Source organism: Paraburkholderia sp. FW306-02-B, from assembly GCF_058782725.1.
This window is the reverse complement of record NZ_JBYSXZ010000001.1, coordinates 3,947,937-3,962,939: the sequence shown is the minus strand read 5'-3', so window position 1 is coordinate 3,962,939 and position 15,003 is coordinate 3,947,937. Positions and strand designations below refer to the sequence as shown.

14 protein-coding genes are annotated in these 15,003 nt (G+C 62.5%); 6 read left to right on the top strand and 8 right to left on the bottom strand.

Annotated features, from left to right (window positions below; genetic code table 11):
- Window positions 1–309 precede the first annotated feature (309 nt).
- Window positions 310–1,089: a DeoR/GlpR family DNA-binding transcription regulator gene (locus tag AC3WOG_RS17635; protein WP_492579169.1), complete on the bottom strand. Its 780-nt coding sequence runs from the start codon at window positions 1,087–1,089 to the stop codon at window positions 310–312.
- Between the two features lie 309 nt (window positions 1,090–1,398).
- Here AC3WOG_RS17635 and AC3WOG_RS17630 point away from each other — a divergent pair, with 309 nt between their 5' ends.
- From AC3WOG_RS17630 to AC3WOG_RS17615, 4 genes are all read left to right on the top strand, one after another.
- Window positions 1,399–3,036, top strand: coding sequence for a gamma-glutamyltransferase family protein (locus AC3WOG_RS17630; protein WP_492579168.1), 1,638 nt, complete (start codon window positions 1,399–1,401; stop codon window positions 3,034–3,036).
- Window positions 3,037–3,241: 205 nt separating this feature from the next.
- Entirely contained in the window at window positions 3,242–4,606 is a 1,365-nt protein-coding gene (locus AC3WOG_RS17625) for an MFS transporter (protein ID WP_492579167.1), read from the top strand.
- Window positions 4,607–4,967: 361 nt separating this feature from the next.
- The gene (locus AC3WOG_RS17620; RefSeq protein ID WP_492579166.1) at window positions 4,968–5,795 is read left to right on the top strand and encodes a ferritin-like domain-containing protein; all 828 of its coding nucleotides are present in this window, start codon (window positions 4,968–4,970) and stop codon (window positions 5,793–5,795) included.
- A gap of 128 nt (window positions 5,796–5,923) precedes the next feature.
- Window positions 5,924–6,454, top strand: coding sequence for a hypothetical protein (locus AC3WOG_RS17615; protein WP_492579165.1), 531 nt, complete (start codon window positions 5,924–5,926; stop codon window positions 6,452–6,454).
- Window positions 6,455–6,488: 34 nt separating this feature from the next.
- On the opposite strand, the gene AC3WOG_RS17610 is transcribed toward AC3WOG_RS17615, so the two are convergent.
- From AC3WOG_RS17610 to AC3WOG_RS17595, 4 genes are all read right to left on the bottom strand, one after another.
- The gene (locus tag AC3WOG_RS17610) at window positions 6,489–8,045 is read right to left on the bottom strand and encodes a DEAD/DEAH box helicase (protein ID WP_492579164.1); all 1,557 of its coding nucleotides are present in this window, start codon (window positions 8,043–8,045) and stop codon (window positions 6,489–6,491) included.
- Window positions 8,046–8,267: 222 nt separating this feature from the next.
- Window positions 8,268–8,888, bottom strand: coding sequence for a PAQR family membrane homeostasis protein TrhA (gene trhA / locus AC3WOG_RS17605; RefSeq protein WP_408218312.1), 621 nt, complete (start codon window positions 8,886–8,888; stop codon window positions 8,268–8,270).
- A 120-nt stretch (window positions 8,889–9,008) separates the two neighbouring features.
- The gene (locus AC3WOG_RS17600; protein ID WP_492579163.1) at window positions 9,009–10,307 is read right to left on the bottom strand and encodes a c-type cytochrome; all 1,299 of its coding nucleotides are present in this window, start codon (window positions 10,305–10,307) and stop codon (window positions 9,009–9,011) included.
- Window positions 10,308–10,328: 21 nt separating this feature from the next.
- A complete protein-coding gene (locus AC3WOG_RS17595; RefSeq protein ID WP_492579831.1) occupies window positions 10,329–11,060 on the bottom strand; it encodes a c-type cytochrome in 732 nt (243 codons plus the stop codon).
- A gap of 370 nt (window positions 11,061–11,430) precedes the next feature.
- Here AC3WOG_RS17595 and copC point away from each other — a divergent pair, with 370 nt between their 5' ends.
- Together copC and AC3WOG_RS17585 are read left to right on the top strand one after the other, a co-directional pair.
- Window positions 11,431–11,808, top strand: coding sequence for a copper homeostasis periplasmic binding protein CopC (gene copC, locus AC3WOG_RS17590; RefSeq protein ID WP_492579162.1), 378 nt, complete (start codon window positions 11,431–11,433; stop codon window positions 11,806–11,808).
- A complete protein-coding gene (locus tag AC3WOG_RS17585) occupies window positions 11,805–12,734 on the top strand; it encodes a CopD family protein (protein ID WP_492579161.1) in 930 nt (309 codons plus the stop codon). Before copC ends, AC3WOG_RS17585 begins: the two co-directional genes overlap by 4 nt.
- A 144-nt stretch (window positions 12,735–12,878) precedes the next feature.
- Here the strand turns inward: AC3WOG_RS17585 and AC3WOG_RS17580 are convergent, their stop codons facing one another.
- The 3 genes from AC3WOG_RS17580 to dgoD form a co-directional block, all read right to left on the bottom strand.
- Window positions 12,879–13,091, bottom strand: coding sequence for a YodC family protein (locus AC3WOG_RS17580; RefSeq protein ID WP_492579160.1), 213 nt, complete (start codon window positions 13,089–13,091; stop codon window positions 12,879–12,881).
- Between the two features lie 27 nt (window positions 13,092–13,118).
- Window positions 13,119–13,421 (bottom strand): hypothetical protein, encoded by a 303-nt coding sequence (locus AC3WOG_RS17575; RefSeq protein WP_492579159.1) that lies wholly within the window; start codon window positions 13,419–13,421, stop codon window positions 13,119–13,121.
- Window positions 13,422–13,701: 280 nt separating this feature from the next.
- Window positions 13,702–14,850, bottom strand: coding sequence for a galactonate dehydratase (gene dgoD / locus AC3WOG_RS17570; RefSeq protein ID WP_341314358.1), 1,149 nt, complete (start codon window positions 14,848–14,850; stop codon window positions 13,702–13,704).
- Window positions 14,851–15,003 lie beyond the last annotated feature (153 nt).

Genomic DNA, 15,003 nt, shown 5'->3' with positions numbered 1-15,003 from the left:
GTTTCTCTCCATGTCAAGCTAGCGCGGACGGCCTTGCCGGCGACTGGCCAGATGCCAGTGGAGTCCGCTAGAGGATCAGGCGGGAAATACGGCTAATACACACAGGTTCACGCAACCGGCACCACGCGCAACGCGGAACGGACGCCGGGGAACTGGAGTGTAGTCAACCGCACGTTAAACACCAAATGGGCCCTAGTAAATTTTTCCTTTGACAATTGCGCCATGCAGAGGCGGTTTAGGACAGCGGCCAAATGCTTGATTTCACTCGAAGTTTTGCGTGCGCTGCAACATGGCGGAAGATGCCTGGGCTTACTCCGCGATGTACACCTGGCAGCCGGCGGCGGTCAGCGTTTCGGCCATCTCGGCCGGCGGTGCGGCGTCGGTGAAAAGCGCGTCGATCTGATCCAGATGACCCTGGCGAACCAGCGCCGGACGGCCGAACTTCGAATTGTCGGCGGCGAGGAAGACCGTGCGTGCGTGCTGGATGATCGCCTCGGCGACGCGCACTTCGCGCGTGTCGAAATCGCGCAGCGTCCCGTCCGTCTCGATGCTCGACGTGCCGATGATCGCGAAGTCCACCTTGAACTGGCGGATGAAGTCGATCGCCAGTTCGCCGACGATCCCTTTGTCCCAAGGCCGCACGATGCCGCCTGTCACCAGCACTTCGCAATCCGGATAGCCGCTCATCATGCTGGCGACGTTCAGATTGTTGGTAATCACGCGCAAACCGCGATGCCGGTTGAGCGCACGCGCGACTTCTTCAGTGGTGGTGCCGAGGTTGATGAAGAGAGAAGCCTGGTCAGGAATGTGAGTGGCCACTAGCGCCGCGATGCGCCGCTTCTCTTCATGGAACATCCGCTGACGCGCGGTGTACGAGACGTTCTCGGAGCTCGTCGGCAGACTCGCGCCGCCGTGATAGCGGCGCAGCAGGTTCATGTCGGCGAGCCAGTTGACGTCGCGGCGGATCGTCTGCGGCGTCACGTCGAAGTGGGCCGCGAGGTCGTCCACGGTCACGAAGCCGTCGCGTTGCACCCACTCCAGCAGTTCCTGTTGCCGGGCGTTGAGAGTCAGGCGGGGGTCTCGGGTCATGTGTCTCGGGTCGTGGGTTTTTGTCGCTGCCGCCCGGCCACCAGCGGGGTGCGCCGGGCCGGAGAGCGAGCGATGCGTGAGCAGGAGTGAGCGTATTGTAAGACCTTCGCACGCCTTGTCTGCCAACTCGTGCGACACGGGTGAGATCGGCGCCGACCCATTCAGGCTATTTACGCATTTATTCATTTGATAAATGAATTTGTTTTTTGTGTCGGATCGCGCTGCAATCCGAGGTTCTCCATTTCACCGTCTTACCACGGTTTCCGGCGTCCCCCAGGGAGGCGGCCCGTGCTTTTGAGAGTGTCCGACATGACTGGTTTCAACTGGCAAAACCCCTATCCGACGCCGCGTCTGCCTGTATTCGCGCGCAACATCGTTTCGACGTCGCATCCGCTCGCCGCGCAAGCCGGGCTGCGGATGCTGTGGAAGGGCGGCAATGCCGTCGATGCGGCGATCGCGGCGGCTGCCGCCATCACGGTGGTCGAGCCGGTGTCGTGCGGCCTGGGCGGCGATGCATTCGCGCTGGTGTGGGACGGCAAGAAGCTGCATGGCCTGAATGCGTCGGGTGTGTCGCCGGCGGCGTGGAATGTCGATTACTTCAAGCGCAAGTACGGCGAGGAAAACGGCCTTGCGAAGCAGCCCAAACGCGGCTGGGACGCGGTGACGGTGCCGGGCGTGATCGCCGGCTGGGAAGCGCTGCATCAGAAATTCGGTTCGCTGCCGTTTGCCGATCTGATGGAGCCGGCCATTGAAATCGCCGAGCGCGGTCATGCGCTCGCGAGCATCGTCGCGTACAAATGGGCGGCGGCGGTGCCCGAATTGAAAGACCAGCCGGGCTTCGCGCAAACCTTCATGCCGCGCGGCCGTGCGCCGGAAGTCAGCGAACTGGTGCGCTTTCCCGGCCACGCGAAGACGCTGCGCAAGCTCGCCGAGCAAGGCCCGCGGGCTTACTACGAAGGCGAGATCGCCGAGCAGATCGCCGCCTTTGCGCGTGAAGGCGGCGGCGCGCTGAGCGTCGACGATCTGCGCAATTACCGCGCGGATTGGGTCGAGCCGATCGGCAAGGATTATCGCGGCTACACCGTGCACGAAATTCCGCCGAACGGCCAGGGTATTGCGGCGCTGATCGCGCTCGGCATCCTCGAAAAATTCGACGTGAGCCCGCTGAAGGTCGACAACGTCGAATCGCAGCATTTGCAGATCGAAGCGATGAAGCTGGCGTTCGCCGATGTGTATCGCTACGTCGCCGATCCGCGATCTATGGAAGTCACGCCCGAGCAGATGCTCGACGACGCGTACCTCACGTCGCGCGCCAGGCTGATCGATCCCAGGCGCGCGACCCACTTCAACTTCGGCATGCCGAAGGCCGGCGGCACGATCTACATGTCGGTGGCCGACGAACGCGGCATGATGGTGAGCTTCATCCAGTCGAACTACATGGGCTTCGGCTCGGGCATCGTGGTGCCCGGCAGCGGCATCGCGCTGCAGAACCGCGGTTGCGGTTTCTCGATGGACCCGAAGTCGCCGAATGTGGTGGAAGGCGGCAAGCGGCCGTTCCATACGATCATCCCGTCGTTCCTCACGCAGCAGGCGGACGGCAAGCAGGAAGCGGTGATGAGCTTCGGCGTGATGGGCGGCGACATGCAGCCGCAAGGTCATTTGCAATCGATCGTGCGGATGCTCGACTACGGTCAGCAGCCGCAGGCGGCGTGCGATGCGCCGCGCTGGAAGGTCAACCGCGACTTCACGATCGATATCGAATCGACGCTCGATCCGAAGACCGCGGTGGCGTTGCAAAACCTGGGCCACACGATCAAGTCGATCGACGATCCGTACATGGACTTCGGCTCCGGCCAGTACATCTGGAAGCTCGACCGTAACGATCCGGAGCGTGGCTACGTGGCGGCGAGCGATAGCCGTCGCGACGGGCTGGCAGCCGGGTTCTAAGCGATTCAAACGAAGCGCGGCGCCGCGTGAGCGGCCGCGCTTTGTTGTATCCGTTGACGATGCATGACGCATGCTGGCGGAGCGAACCGATCGGCAATTAAAGCAAGGCATCGCGCGCAATCGCGATGGGCTGCGCGCGACAGCCGGGCATCGAGCGCTTCGAGCGCATTCAGCGCGTCAAATACCAGACAGGGCAGGAGACATCATGGACATCCCCGCGTCGCAATCCGCGACAGCTTTTCCTCATCCCACGCCCGCACCACTTTCCAAAGCAATGGTGCGGCGTATTGTGTTTTCGTCGTCGGTCGGCAATGCGCTCGAGTGGTTCGACTTTCTGGTCTACGGCTACTTCGCGACCATCATTGCGAAACAGTTCTTCCCCATGCAGGACGAGTGGCTCTCGACGCTGCTCGCCATCGCCACCTTCGGCATCTCGTTCCTGATGCGGCCGTTGGGCGCGGTGGTGTTGGGCATCTACGGCGATCGCAAAGGCCGCAAGGCGGCGCTGACGCTCGCCATCCTTCTGATGATGGTCGGTACCTTCACGATGGCGGTGATGCCACCGTATGCGTCGATCGGCATCGCAGCGCCGGTGCTGATTCTGCTCGCGCGGCTGGTACAAGGTTTCGCGGTGGGCGGCGAGTTCGGCAGCGCGACCGCCTTCATGGTCGAGCACAGTGCGTCGAGGCGAGGCTACTATGCGAGCTGGCAATTCGCCAGCCAGGGTCTCGCAGCGATCACCGCGGCGGCTTTCGGTTCGCTGTTGACCGCATGGATGCCACCCGGGCAGCTCAATAGCTGGGGCTGGCGCATTCCGTTCATCTTCGGTTTGCTGGTCGGGCCGGTTGGTTACTACATCCGTTCGCATCTGGACGAGACGCCGGAGTTTCTCGCGCTGCGCGAAGCGCGCCGGATAGCGGGCAGCAGCGAGGGCAAGAGCGAGGAGAAGGGCGCGTCGTTCGCTAATCAGTGGGTGAATCTGCTGCTGGCCGTGGGCATCGTCGCTCAATCGACGGTCGGCGTGTATGTGCTGCAACTCTATATGCCGATGTACGCCGTCAAGCAACTGCATATGCCGGCGGCGGCGTCGTTCGGCGTGGTGGTGCTCAACGGCGGCTTGCAGTTCGTGTTGTCGCCGGTGATGGGCGCATTGTCCGACCGCATCGGCCGGATTCGCATCATGCTGACGACGTCGGTCCTGATGGGCGCACTGATCTACCCGATGTTCGCTTTGCTGCAGACCCATCCGACCATCGGCTGGCTGTTGCTGCTGCAAGGTACGGCCGGCATCTTCAAGGCCGCTTACTCGGGGCCGATGCCCTCGCTGATGTCCGAGATCTTCCCGACGCAAGTGCGCTCGACAGGTCTTTCAATCGGTTACAGCATTGGCGTGACGATCTTCGGCGGCTTTGCGCCGACGATCGTAGAGACGTTTATACATTTGACCGGTGACAAGCTTGCGCCAAGTTACTACGTGTTGACTGCCGCGGTGCTGTCGGGCACGTCGCTCGCCATCGTCGCGTGGCGCATGCGGCGCGTGCGGCATGCCGAACGGGTTCAGCACGCGTGATCCAGCGTTTTGGCGTGCGTTTATTGCAGCGCGGCGAAGATTGCCGCGCCTGACTTCGAGGCAATCTTCGAGGCAATGTATCCACATACAAGCCAGCTCCTTGAGCTGGCTTTTTTTGCGCCGTCCGCGCGCCTTTTTATTTCTGACTGAATAATTCGACTACCTTGGTATTGGAACTGCGGCGGTCCGGCATGGTCTGTGCTGGGTTATCTGCAGAGTTGTGAAACACCGGCTAAGATGCAAGATACAAGGGGTTAACTCTAATTCAAGGCGCTGTATCTGACACGGCGAACCGTCCTGACGAGAGCGGGCGGTTTCGAGCACGCTCCACGAGTCGATACAGCTTTGGGAGCAAGACACGATGCACACTGAGCTGAACCATGTGATGCCCTGGCGGATCGAGGATATCGACCTTACCCGCATCGATCGCCAGAAGGCCGTCGCTAACGAAGATCTGCTGCTGCTGTTGTGCGCCGCTTCGTTTATCGAAAGCGGCTCGGATCTCTACACCAGCAATCTGAGCACCTTCTTCGACGGCGATCCGGAAGTCTCGGCCTGGCTCAACAACGAATGGGAGCCGGAAGAATTGCAGCACGGCCGGGCGCTCAAGACGTACGTCGCTTACGTCTGGCCCGAGTTCGACTGGGACACGGCGTTCCGCAATTTCTTCGAAGAGTATTCGCTGACCTGTTCGGTGGAAGACTTCGAAAAGAGCCGCGCGCTCGAGATGGTGGCGCGCTGTGTCGTGGAAACAGGCACGGCTACGCTGTATCGCGCGATCGGCGAATGTTCGGACGAACCGGTGCTCAAGCAGATCACCGACAACATCCGTACCGACGAAGTCCGCCATTACAAGCACTTTTTCAAGTACTTCAAAAAGTACAACAAGATTGAAGGCAACGGTCGTCTCGCCGTGCTCGGCGCGTTGATGCGCCGCGTGATGGAGATCAAGAACGAAGACTCGGAGATCGCGTTGCGGCATGTATTCGCGATTCGTTATCCTGAGCGCGTGCACGATTCGGCTTATAACCGTGAGCGCGCGGCACGGATCAACGCGCTGGTGCGCCGCAATCTGTCGGCGGACATGTGCGTGAAGATGCTGCTCAAGCCGCTCGATCTGCCGGCCAAGATTCAGCCGGGCGTGCATTATCCGCTCGCGAAAATCACGCAACATGTGTTTTTCCGTTGAACCTCTTATCTCTGACGTAACGGTATGAAAAACGAATGGCCCGCACAAGCGGGCCATTCGTTTTTCAAGGCATGATGTGCTTTTCGACCCGCGCGATGTTCGCGACCTTCACTGACCGGACCAAGACGATGAGCGATTCACCTGTACCCGAACATCCGCTCGAACAGACCGTGTTCGACGAATGGCCCGACGCTGTCCGCACGCTGTTCGACGGCTCGTCGCTCGCGAGCAAGAAGGGCTTCACTGCGTCGCTGCTGACTATAGATACGAACGGTCATGTGCGTACGTCGCTGCTCGGCGTCGGCGAGTTGTATGCGCCCGATTCGCGCACGCTGTGCATCGCGTTATGGCCGCAGGCGCGGGCCGCGCGCGCGATCGCGCAAAGCGGCCGGGCCGCGCTGACGTTTGTCTGCGATGAGGCGTTTTATCAGGTGCAACTGCTTGTGACGCCGCTCACGGCCGTCGAAGGCGATGACAGCGGCCTGGCGTATCTGATCGGCTCGATCGATACCGGTGAGGCGCAAAGCGTTCGTTATGCGCGCCTGACAGGCGGCATCACGTTCGAACTGCAAGGGGAAGGGAAGGCAGTGCTCGATCGATGGGAACGGCAGATCGAGCACCTGAAGCAAGCAGCCGCTGCGGCCAACCGTAGGGACTAACGCCCCGCAGTCAGCCGGTCAGCGGCTTTGAATCTCAACGGCCGCGCTGGCCGCTGCGCGACGGTTGGCCGCCACGCGGCGCATCGTTGCGCGGCTTCGCGCCACCCAGCAATGCACCCGGATTGCCGCCTTGCGGCTTACCGCCCTGCGGTTTGCGCGGCGCATGTTGCGCGGCGCTGCCTTCATGCGCCGCCGCGCGCGGCTTGTCGTCGTGACGTTGGCCATCCCGGCGCGGCTGGCCGCCGGCGCCCGCAGGCTTCGCACCTTGCGGCCTCGGCTTTTGCTGACCGTTCGCCGGACGCTGATCCGAACGTTGCGCCGGTTTTGCCGGCGAAGCGCCGTCGCGCCGGGCGCCGTCGCGCTTCGGGGCGCCTTGACCCTGACGCGGCTGACGGCCGCCGCCGCCACCCTGGCCGCGGCGCAGAATCGGCTCCGGCTTCGCATTCGGATCCGGCTCGAAGCCCGCAATCACTTCCTGCGGCACCGGACGCTTGATCAGCTTCTCGATGTCCTTCAGCAACTGCAGTTCGTCGACGCACACCAGCGAGATTGCTTCGCCCGTTGCGCCTGCACGGCCCGTGCGGCCGATGCGGTGCACGTAGTCTTCCGGCACGTTCGGCAGGTCGAAGTTGACCACATGCGGCAGTTGATCGATATCGATGCCGCGTGCGGCGATGTCGGTCGCGACCAGCACTTGCAGCGTGCCGTCCTTGAACTCGGCGAGCGCGCGCGTACGGGCCGACTGGCTCTTGTTGCCGTGAATCGCCAGTGCGCTGATGCCGTCTTTGGTTAGCTGTTCAGCGAGCCGGTTCGCGCCGTGCTTCGTGCGCGTGAACACCAGCACCTGGAACCAGTTGTGCTGCTTGATCAGATGCGTGAGCAGTTCGCGCTTCTTGTCGCGATCGACCGGGTGAATCTTTTGCGCGACCGTCTCAGCCGTCGTGTTGCGGCGTGCGACTTCGATCAGCGCCGGCGAGTCGAGCAGGTTGTCGGCGAGGGTCTTGATCTCGTCGGAGAAGGTGGCCGAGAACAGCAGGTTCTGACGCTTCGGCGGCAGCTTCGCGAGCACGCGCTTGATGTCGTGGATGAAGCCCATGTCGAGCATGCGGTCGGCCTCGTCCAGCACGAGGATCTCGAGATGCGACAGATCGATGGTCCTCTGCTGCATGTGGTCGAGCAAGCGGCCCGGCGTCGCGACGACGATGTCCACGCCGCTGCGCAGCGCGCCGATTTGCGGATTGATGCCGACGCCGCCGAACATCACGGTCGACTTCAGCTTCAGGTACTTGCCGTAGGCGCGCACGCTTTCTTCGACCTGTGCGGCCAGCTCACGCGTCGGCGTGAGGATCAGCGCACGTACGGCGCGCTTGCCCGAGGCCGTGGCGACGGCGGGCATGGTGTTCAGACGCTGCAGGATCGGCAGCGTAAAGCCGGCGGTCTTGCCGGTGCCGGTTTGCGCGCCGGCCAGCAGATCGCCGCCGTTGAGCACGGCGGGAATCGCTTGCGTCTGGATCGGAGTCGGCGTGGTGTAGCCGAGTTCGTGTACAGCGCGGACCAACGGTTCGGACAAGCCGAGGGAATCAAAAGACATAAAAGCTCTTTGCAATGCAGTTTTGCGAACGGCACAAACGGGCCCAAGCGGGCACAAACGAGCCCAAGCGCGGCATGAACACGCCTCTATGGCGCGTTCGAGGCCAAAGCCCAGTTCCGGTCGCGGAGAAATCGGCGGCACGCTCAAACACGTGCCGAATGCTTCAACGCGCTATGCAGACACGTTGACTGGCCTTAAGTTGCATTTCGCCGCCGTGGCGTGTCACGCGACGTAGCGCGCGACACTGACGAATTGACACAGACTGCCCGCCAGTACGAACAGGTGCCAGATACCATGTCCGTGCCGGATGCGCTCGTCGTTAATGAAGAAGTAGATGCCGGCGCTGTAGATGACTCCGCCGGCCACGAGCCAGGCGGTACCCGCTGCCGGTAAGGCTTGAACCAGCGGGCGGACGGCAACGAGCGCGAGCCATCCCATCAATACATACAGCACCATCGAAACGCTGCGGGTGCGTCGCCCGAGCGTCAGTTCCTGCACGATGCCGAGGGCGGCAAGCCCCCAGCTTACGCCGAATAGCGACCAGCCCCACGGTCCGCGCAACGTGACAAGCGTGAACGGGGTGTAGCTGCCGGCGATCAGCAGGTAGATCGCCGAATGGTCGCATTTTTGCAGAACGGCCTTCACGCGCGGGTTGCGCACGCTGTGGTAAAGCGTCGAGATAGCATACAGCACGAACAGCATCGCACCGTAGACACTGAAACTGACCACCTTGTACGCGTCGCCGTCGAGCGCGCCCATTGTCACGAGCGCAGCAAGCCCCGCCACCGACAGCACGGCGCCGACGAGGTGGGTAATGCTGTTGAAGCGCTCACCGACATGCACGGCTCTTTCCTCCTGCGCGGTTTCATAAGGGCAAATGTGCCGACATGATACCGGTCCTGAAAAAACGAAGGGCGCGGCCGCTTTTTTCGCAGGCCGCGCCCCGGGTGCATCTAACGCTGCTTAGTCGAGCGGCGCCGAACGCAGATCAGCCACTTGCTGCGGCGACACCGCCGTGCCGTGGTTGCCCCACGACATACGGATGTACGTCACAACGGCTGCGACTTCCTGATTCGACAGCGCTTGCGCGAACGGCGGCATGCCGTACGGATGCGGGTTGGCTGCCGTGCTCGGCGGGTAACCGCCGTTCAGCACCATACGGATCGGGTTGACCGCCGACGGCATCTGGATCGACTGGTTGTTCGCGAGCGGCGGGAAGGCCGACGGCATGCCGAGGCCATTTTCCGCGTGACACTTGGCGCAGTTGTCAGCGTAGATCTTCTGACCTTGTTTCAACAGTTCGCCGCCGAACTTTTCCGACGTTTCGAGTTGCAACGGCTCCGGCGCCTCGCTCTTTTGCGGAATCGTCTTCAGATATGTCGACATTGCCTTGATATCGTCGTCCGACATGTACTGCAGGCTGTTGTGAACCACTTCGGCCATCGGGCCGAACACCGCGCCGCGCTGCGACACGCCGGTCTTCAGCAGATCCGAGATGTCTCTGATATCCCAGTCGCCGAGGCCCGCTTCCTTGTTCGACGTCAACGAAGGTGCGTACCAGTTTTGCAGCGGGATCAGACCGCCTGCAAATGCAGCCGAATTGACCGGACCGCCCATCGCGTTGATCGACGTATGGCACATGCCGCAGTGGCCGAGGCCTTCGATCAGGTACGCGCCGCGGTTCCATTCGACCGACTTGGTCGGATCGGCCTTGTACTCGCCTTCACGGAAGAACAGCGTGCGCCAGCCGATCAGCAGGTTGCGGTTGTTGAACGGGAACTTCAGTTCGTGCGGACGGCTTGCGACGTTGACCGGCGTGACCGAGCGCAGGTACGCGTAGATCGCGTCCGAGTCGGCGCGCGTGACCTTCGTGTAGCTCGTGAACGGGAAGCCCGGATACAGCAGGCTGCCGTCTTTCGAACGGCCGGTGTGCATCGCGCGATAGAAGTCGTCTTGCGTCCACTTGCCGATACCGTACTGGTCATCAGGCGTGATGTTCGGCGTGAACATCGTGCCGAACGGCGTAGCCATCGGCAGGCCGCCGGCGAACTCCTTGCCGCCGCGCACCGTGTGGCACGCGATACAGTCGCCGGCGCGGGCGAGGTACTCGCCCTTCTTGATCAGCGCGGCCTGGTCGGCGGGCGTGGCCGCCACAGCGGTGCCGTTATGCAGGTTGTCGCCGCCCGACCACAGGACGGGAACGAGTGCGGCAGCCGCTACGACGACGACTGCCGAGAGGGCGAACAAAGACTTGCGTTTCATTTGAGTGTCTCTCCCGGTGCCTTATTGCGGTTCGCTGCCGCAGGCAAGCGGAGTCTTCATCGAGCGGGCCGGAGCCGGCACGGGGTTTTGCGGAGCCGTCTGCGTGGAAAGCCATGCAGCGACGGCGTTCACGTCTTCATCGGTAAGACGCGTAGCGATGGTATGCATGCAATCAGGCGCGATTGCGTGGCGCGAGCCCGAACGCCATGCGCCCAACTGCGCGCTCATGTAATCAGCATGCAGACCGACCAGACCCGGAATAGCGGGTTCCATACCGGTCAGCGCCTTGCCGTGGCAAGCCGCGCAAGCCGGAATCTGTTTCGATGCGTCGCCTTGCAGCACGATCTGCTGGCCGCGCGCAACGATAGCCGCCGACACGGTCGGTTTGGCCGGCGTCGGGTACGGCGGACGTTGCTGCGAGAAGTAAGTGGCGATCTGATGAAGGTAGTCGTCCGAGAGATACGTGACGAGGTAGTTCATCGGCGGATACTTGCGGCGCCCTTCACGGAAGTTCTGCAACTGGTTGTACAGATAGTCCGCAGGCTTGCCCGCCAGACGCGGGAAGTAATCATTATCAGTACCTTGGCCGTGCGAGCCGTGGCAGGCCGTGCAACCTTGCACGCGCGCTTCCATCGTATCGGGGGCCTTCGGTTGAGTCTGCGCTTTCGCAGCGCTATAGACGCCCGCAGAGCCGATCAGCAGAAGGGCAAGCAACGGGCGGAAAATGCGTCTTGAAGACACGCGTAACTCCATCAAAATCGGGGACCTGACCGAACTTCGAGCGGCTCGGTGTGAAGGGCAGACGGCGCTGCGGCGACGCAGCATTCTAGCATCGAAGGGTGATGGTGACTATTTGCCACATAAGAGAAGGTTCCAGCTGTCACAGGTATGCGACAGTTTGCCGCGGATTGTGGTTTATATGGCTTGCCGGTCATCTCGATTTTGTGTGCGCGATCCAGTTCGCAAGCAGTGAACCTCGCGGCTCGAATAACAAAGCACGTTGAACCGACGCGCGTGGCAACCATCGAAGCGTACACTTCCGGGCGCGCCGGCGTGTCTTCGGCAGAAGCGTCCATCGGCTCAACGTCCATCGTTTTCCTTTTTCACAAGCTATCGGCCTTTCATGAAGCTATTCAATTTTTCTCGTCCGGCGCTGCGTGCGTTGACGCTCGGCGCCGTGGCGCTGGCTCTGGCGTCCACGGCTTTCGCGCATGCGCATCTCGTGTCGAGCGAGCCGGCGGCGAACGCCGAAGTTGCCGCGCCCGCTGAAGTGACGATTCATTTCACCGAGCCGCTCGAGCCGGCTTTCAGCAAGATCGCACTGAGCGACGCGAGCGCTAAGGCTGTGGCGCCGGCTGCCTCGCAAGTCGACAAGAACGACGCCAAGGTCATGCAGCTGGCGCTGCCGTCGTTGGCGGCGGGCCGCTACGCGGTGCACTGGACCGCGGTCGCCACGGACGGGCACCGTACCCAAGGCAACTTCGCGTTCACCGTCAAATGAGCATCGACGGACTGTGGATCGGGCAGGTCGCCATGGCCGCGCTCATGAATGTCGCGTTTGCGTTTGCGGTGGGTTCGGCGTTGCTCGGCGCGTGGCTCGCGAAGGACGCGCAGGCCAAGATCGCACCGGCGCGGCCCGCCTGGTTGCGCGCACAACGGTCGATGCTGACGGCTACCGTCGTGCTGGTGCTCGCGGATCTCGGCTGGCTGCTGTACCAGGCGGCGTCGATGAGCGGCGTTGCGTTGCCCGCTGCGATCGGCGTGGTGCCGACCGTGCTGACGCAAACGCATGTCGGCTACGGCTGGAGCGTGGCGTTCGCGGGCGCGCTGGTCCTGCTCGGAACCGCCATGGCTCATCACACGGGCATGGTGCGCAACGCGCTGCTGTGGCTGGCGGTGATTGCAATCGCCGCGGGCAAGGCATCGCTCGGGCATGCGGCCGATGCTGGACCGGCTTCGGCGGCGATCGGCATGCAGACGTTGCATGTGCTGGTCACGGGCGTTTGGGGCGGGCTGGCGATGGCGGCGGGGCTAGCGGTTTTGCCCGCGCTTGGCACGTCGACCGCGCGTGGCATGCTGATCCGCACGGCGACCCAGGTGTCGAACGTGTCGCTGGTGGCGGTCGGCCTCGTGTTGCTGACTGGCATATTCAATGGCGTGCGCGGCTCGGGTGGCTCGTTCGAGGCGATCGAGATCAGCACGTGGGGTCATGTGCTGACGCTGAAGCTCGCGCTGGTCGCGCTGGCGCTGGTGCTCGGCGGCCTCAACCGTTTCCTGGCTCTGCCGCGTTTGCGCCGCACCGCATCGACGATGGATGCGCATACCTTCGTCAACGTGCTGTATCTGGAAGCGCTGGCGATCATCGGTGTGTTCGTCGCGGCGGCGGCGCTAGCGCATAGCGTGCCGGCGTTCGCAGCGCTGGGCTGAGTTTTCCTGACGGCGCGCCGGGTGCTCGGACCAGGGGCGCGCCGCTTCTTCCTATATGCGACTTAAAAAAGCGCCGCACAGCAAAAGCGCGCGGCGCAATACACACGGTCGCCCGGCGGCGGCCGGCTGATCCGTTACTACCCTCTAGGCGGCGAGCGCGTTCTGCGCCCGTTCCAGCGTTTCTTCAGGAAACATGTCCTGATGCATTTCGCTATCGTTGCCGAACCATTGGCAGATCAGCCAGTTGCCAGGCGCGAACACCACCGGGCCGGTCCAGGTGGCTGTCATCGGACGTCCGCCAGACTTCAGCATCAGTACGTCGCCGACGCGGTACGCGGGTCGTTTTGCCAGTCGCATGGGAAGCATCCGATCGATGAATGCGGGTTATTCGAGGCCGAGCCGATGTCCGAGGATCGGCGCGCAGAACAGCGCGATCGCGCAGCCCGCTACCTTGCCTTCCAGTTCCGCGCCCGCGGCGCGTGAGCCGTACATATGCGTCAGCAGGTCGAAGAGTTGCGGCAGGCAGTACAGCACGGCGCCCGCGATGAAGCATTTCTCGACCACCGAGATGCGCCAGCCGCGTTCGAACGCGAGCGCCGCGCCGATAATGCGCAGTACGCCGAACACCACCAGTGCGCCCACGGCGGCCTGTTCGCGAAGCAGATAGTCTGGAAGGAACTCGCCCATGATGCTCCCCGATGCATTGTCGTTTGAATGCATTTGAGCAAGGAGTGGGCCAAGCGTATGTCCGGTGCCGAACGAACGGCGTGAAAGCCTTTGTGGGAAAGGCTTTGCGCGATCCGCGGCGGGGCACGGAAAGGGCCGAAAACGACGTGTTTCGATCGTTTCGGTCGAGAATGTTACGTAACTGCGACGGCATGTGCGCCACACTTTTCGTAACGCGCGCCGGCACCACGGGTCGTTCAAAACAGAACGCCGCCCTCAGGCGGCGTTTTCGTTCACGCAATTACCATTCCGCGACGCTGCCATCCTCGTGGCGCCACACCGGATTGCGCCAGCGATGGCCGACCTTCGCCATCTCGCGCACCTTCTCTTCGTTCACTTCGATGCCGAGGCCCGGGCCTTGCGGAATCGACACGAAGCCGTCTTCGTATTTGAAGACTTCCGGATTCTTGATGTAGTCGAGCAGATCGTTGCCCTGGTTGTAGTGGATGCCGAGGCTCTGTTCCTGGATGAACGCGTTGTAGCTCACGGCGTCGATCTGAAGACACGTCGCCAGGGCGATCGGGCCGAGCGGGCAGTGCAAGGCGAGCGCGACGTCGTACGCTTCGGCCATCGACGCGATCTTGCGGCACTCGGTGATACCGCCCGCGTGCGACGCATCCGGCTGAATGATGTCGACGTAGCCGCCCGACAGAATGTGCTTGAAGTCCCAGCGCGAATACAGACGCTCGCCGAGCGCGATCGGCGTGTTGGTCTGATTGACGATGTCGCGCAATGCTTCGGCATTCTCGGACAGCACCGGCTCTTCGATGAAAAGCAGCTTGTACGGGTCGAGTTCTTTCGCCAGCACCTTCGCCATCGGCTTGTGCACGCGGCCATGGAAGTCCACGCCGATGCCGATGTTCGGCCCGACCGCTTCGCGCACCGCGGCGACGTTGTTGATCACGCCTTGCACTTTGTCGAAGGTGTCGATGATCTGCAGCTCTTCCGAGCCATTCATCTTCACTGCCTTGAAGCCGCGTTCGACCACGGCGCGCGCGTTGTTCGCGACGTCGCTCGGGCGATCGCCGCCGATCCACGAATACACCTTGATCCTGTCGCGCACCTGGCCGCCGAGCAGCGCATGAACCGGCACGCCGTGATGCTTGCCCTTGATGTCCCATAGCGCCTGGTCGACACCGGCGATCGCGCTCATCGTGATCGGACCGCCGCGGTAGAAGCCCGCGCGGTACATCACCTGCCAATGGTCTTCGATCAGCAGCGGGTCCTTGCCGATCAGATAGTCGGACAGTTCCTCGACGGCAGCCGCCACCGTATGCGCGCGCCCTTCGACCACCGGCTCGCCCCAGCCGACGATGCCTTCGTCGGTCTCGATCTTGAGGAAGCACCAGCGTGGCGGAACGATGAAGGTTTCAAGCTTGGTGATTTTCATGGTGTGCGTCTCCTTGCGGCGGCTCGCCCGTCTGCGGAATATTTCGAGGATTCACATGCTACAACAAAATGCTGTTTAAGTACTATTAATAGTACTATTGGCGAGAGTTTGGGATCGATTCGACGGATCCGACGCAAGTAGGTACGAGGGCTC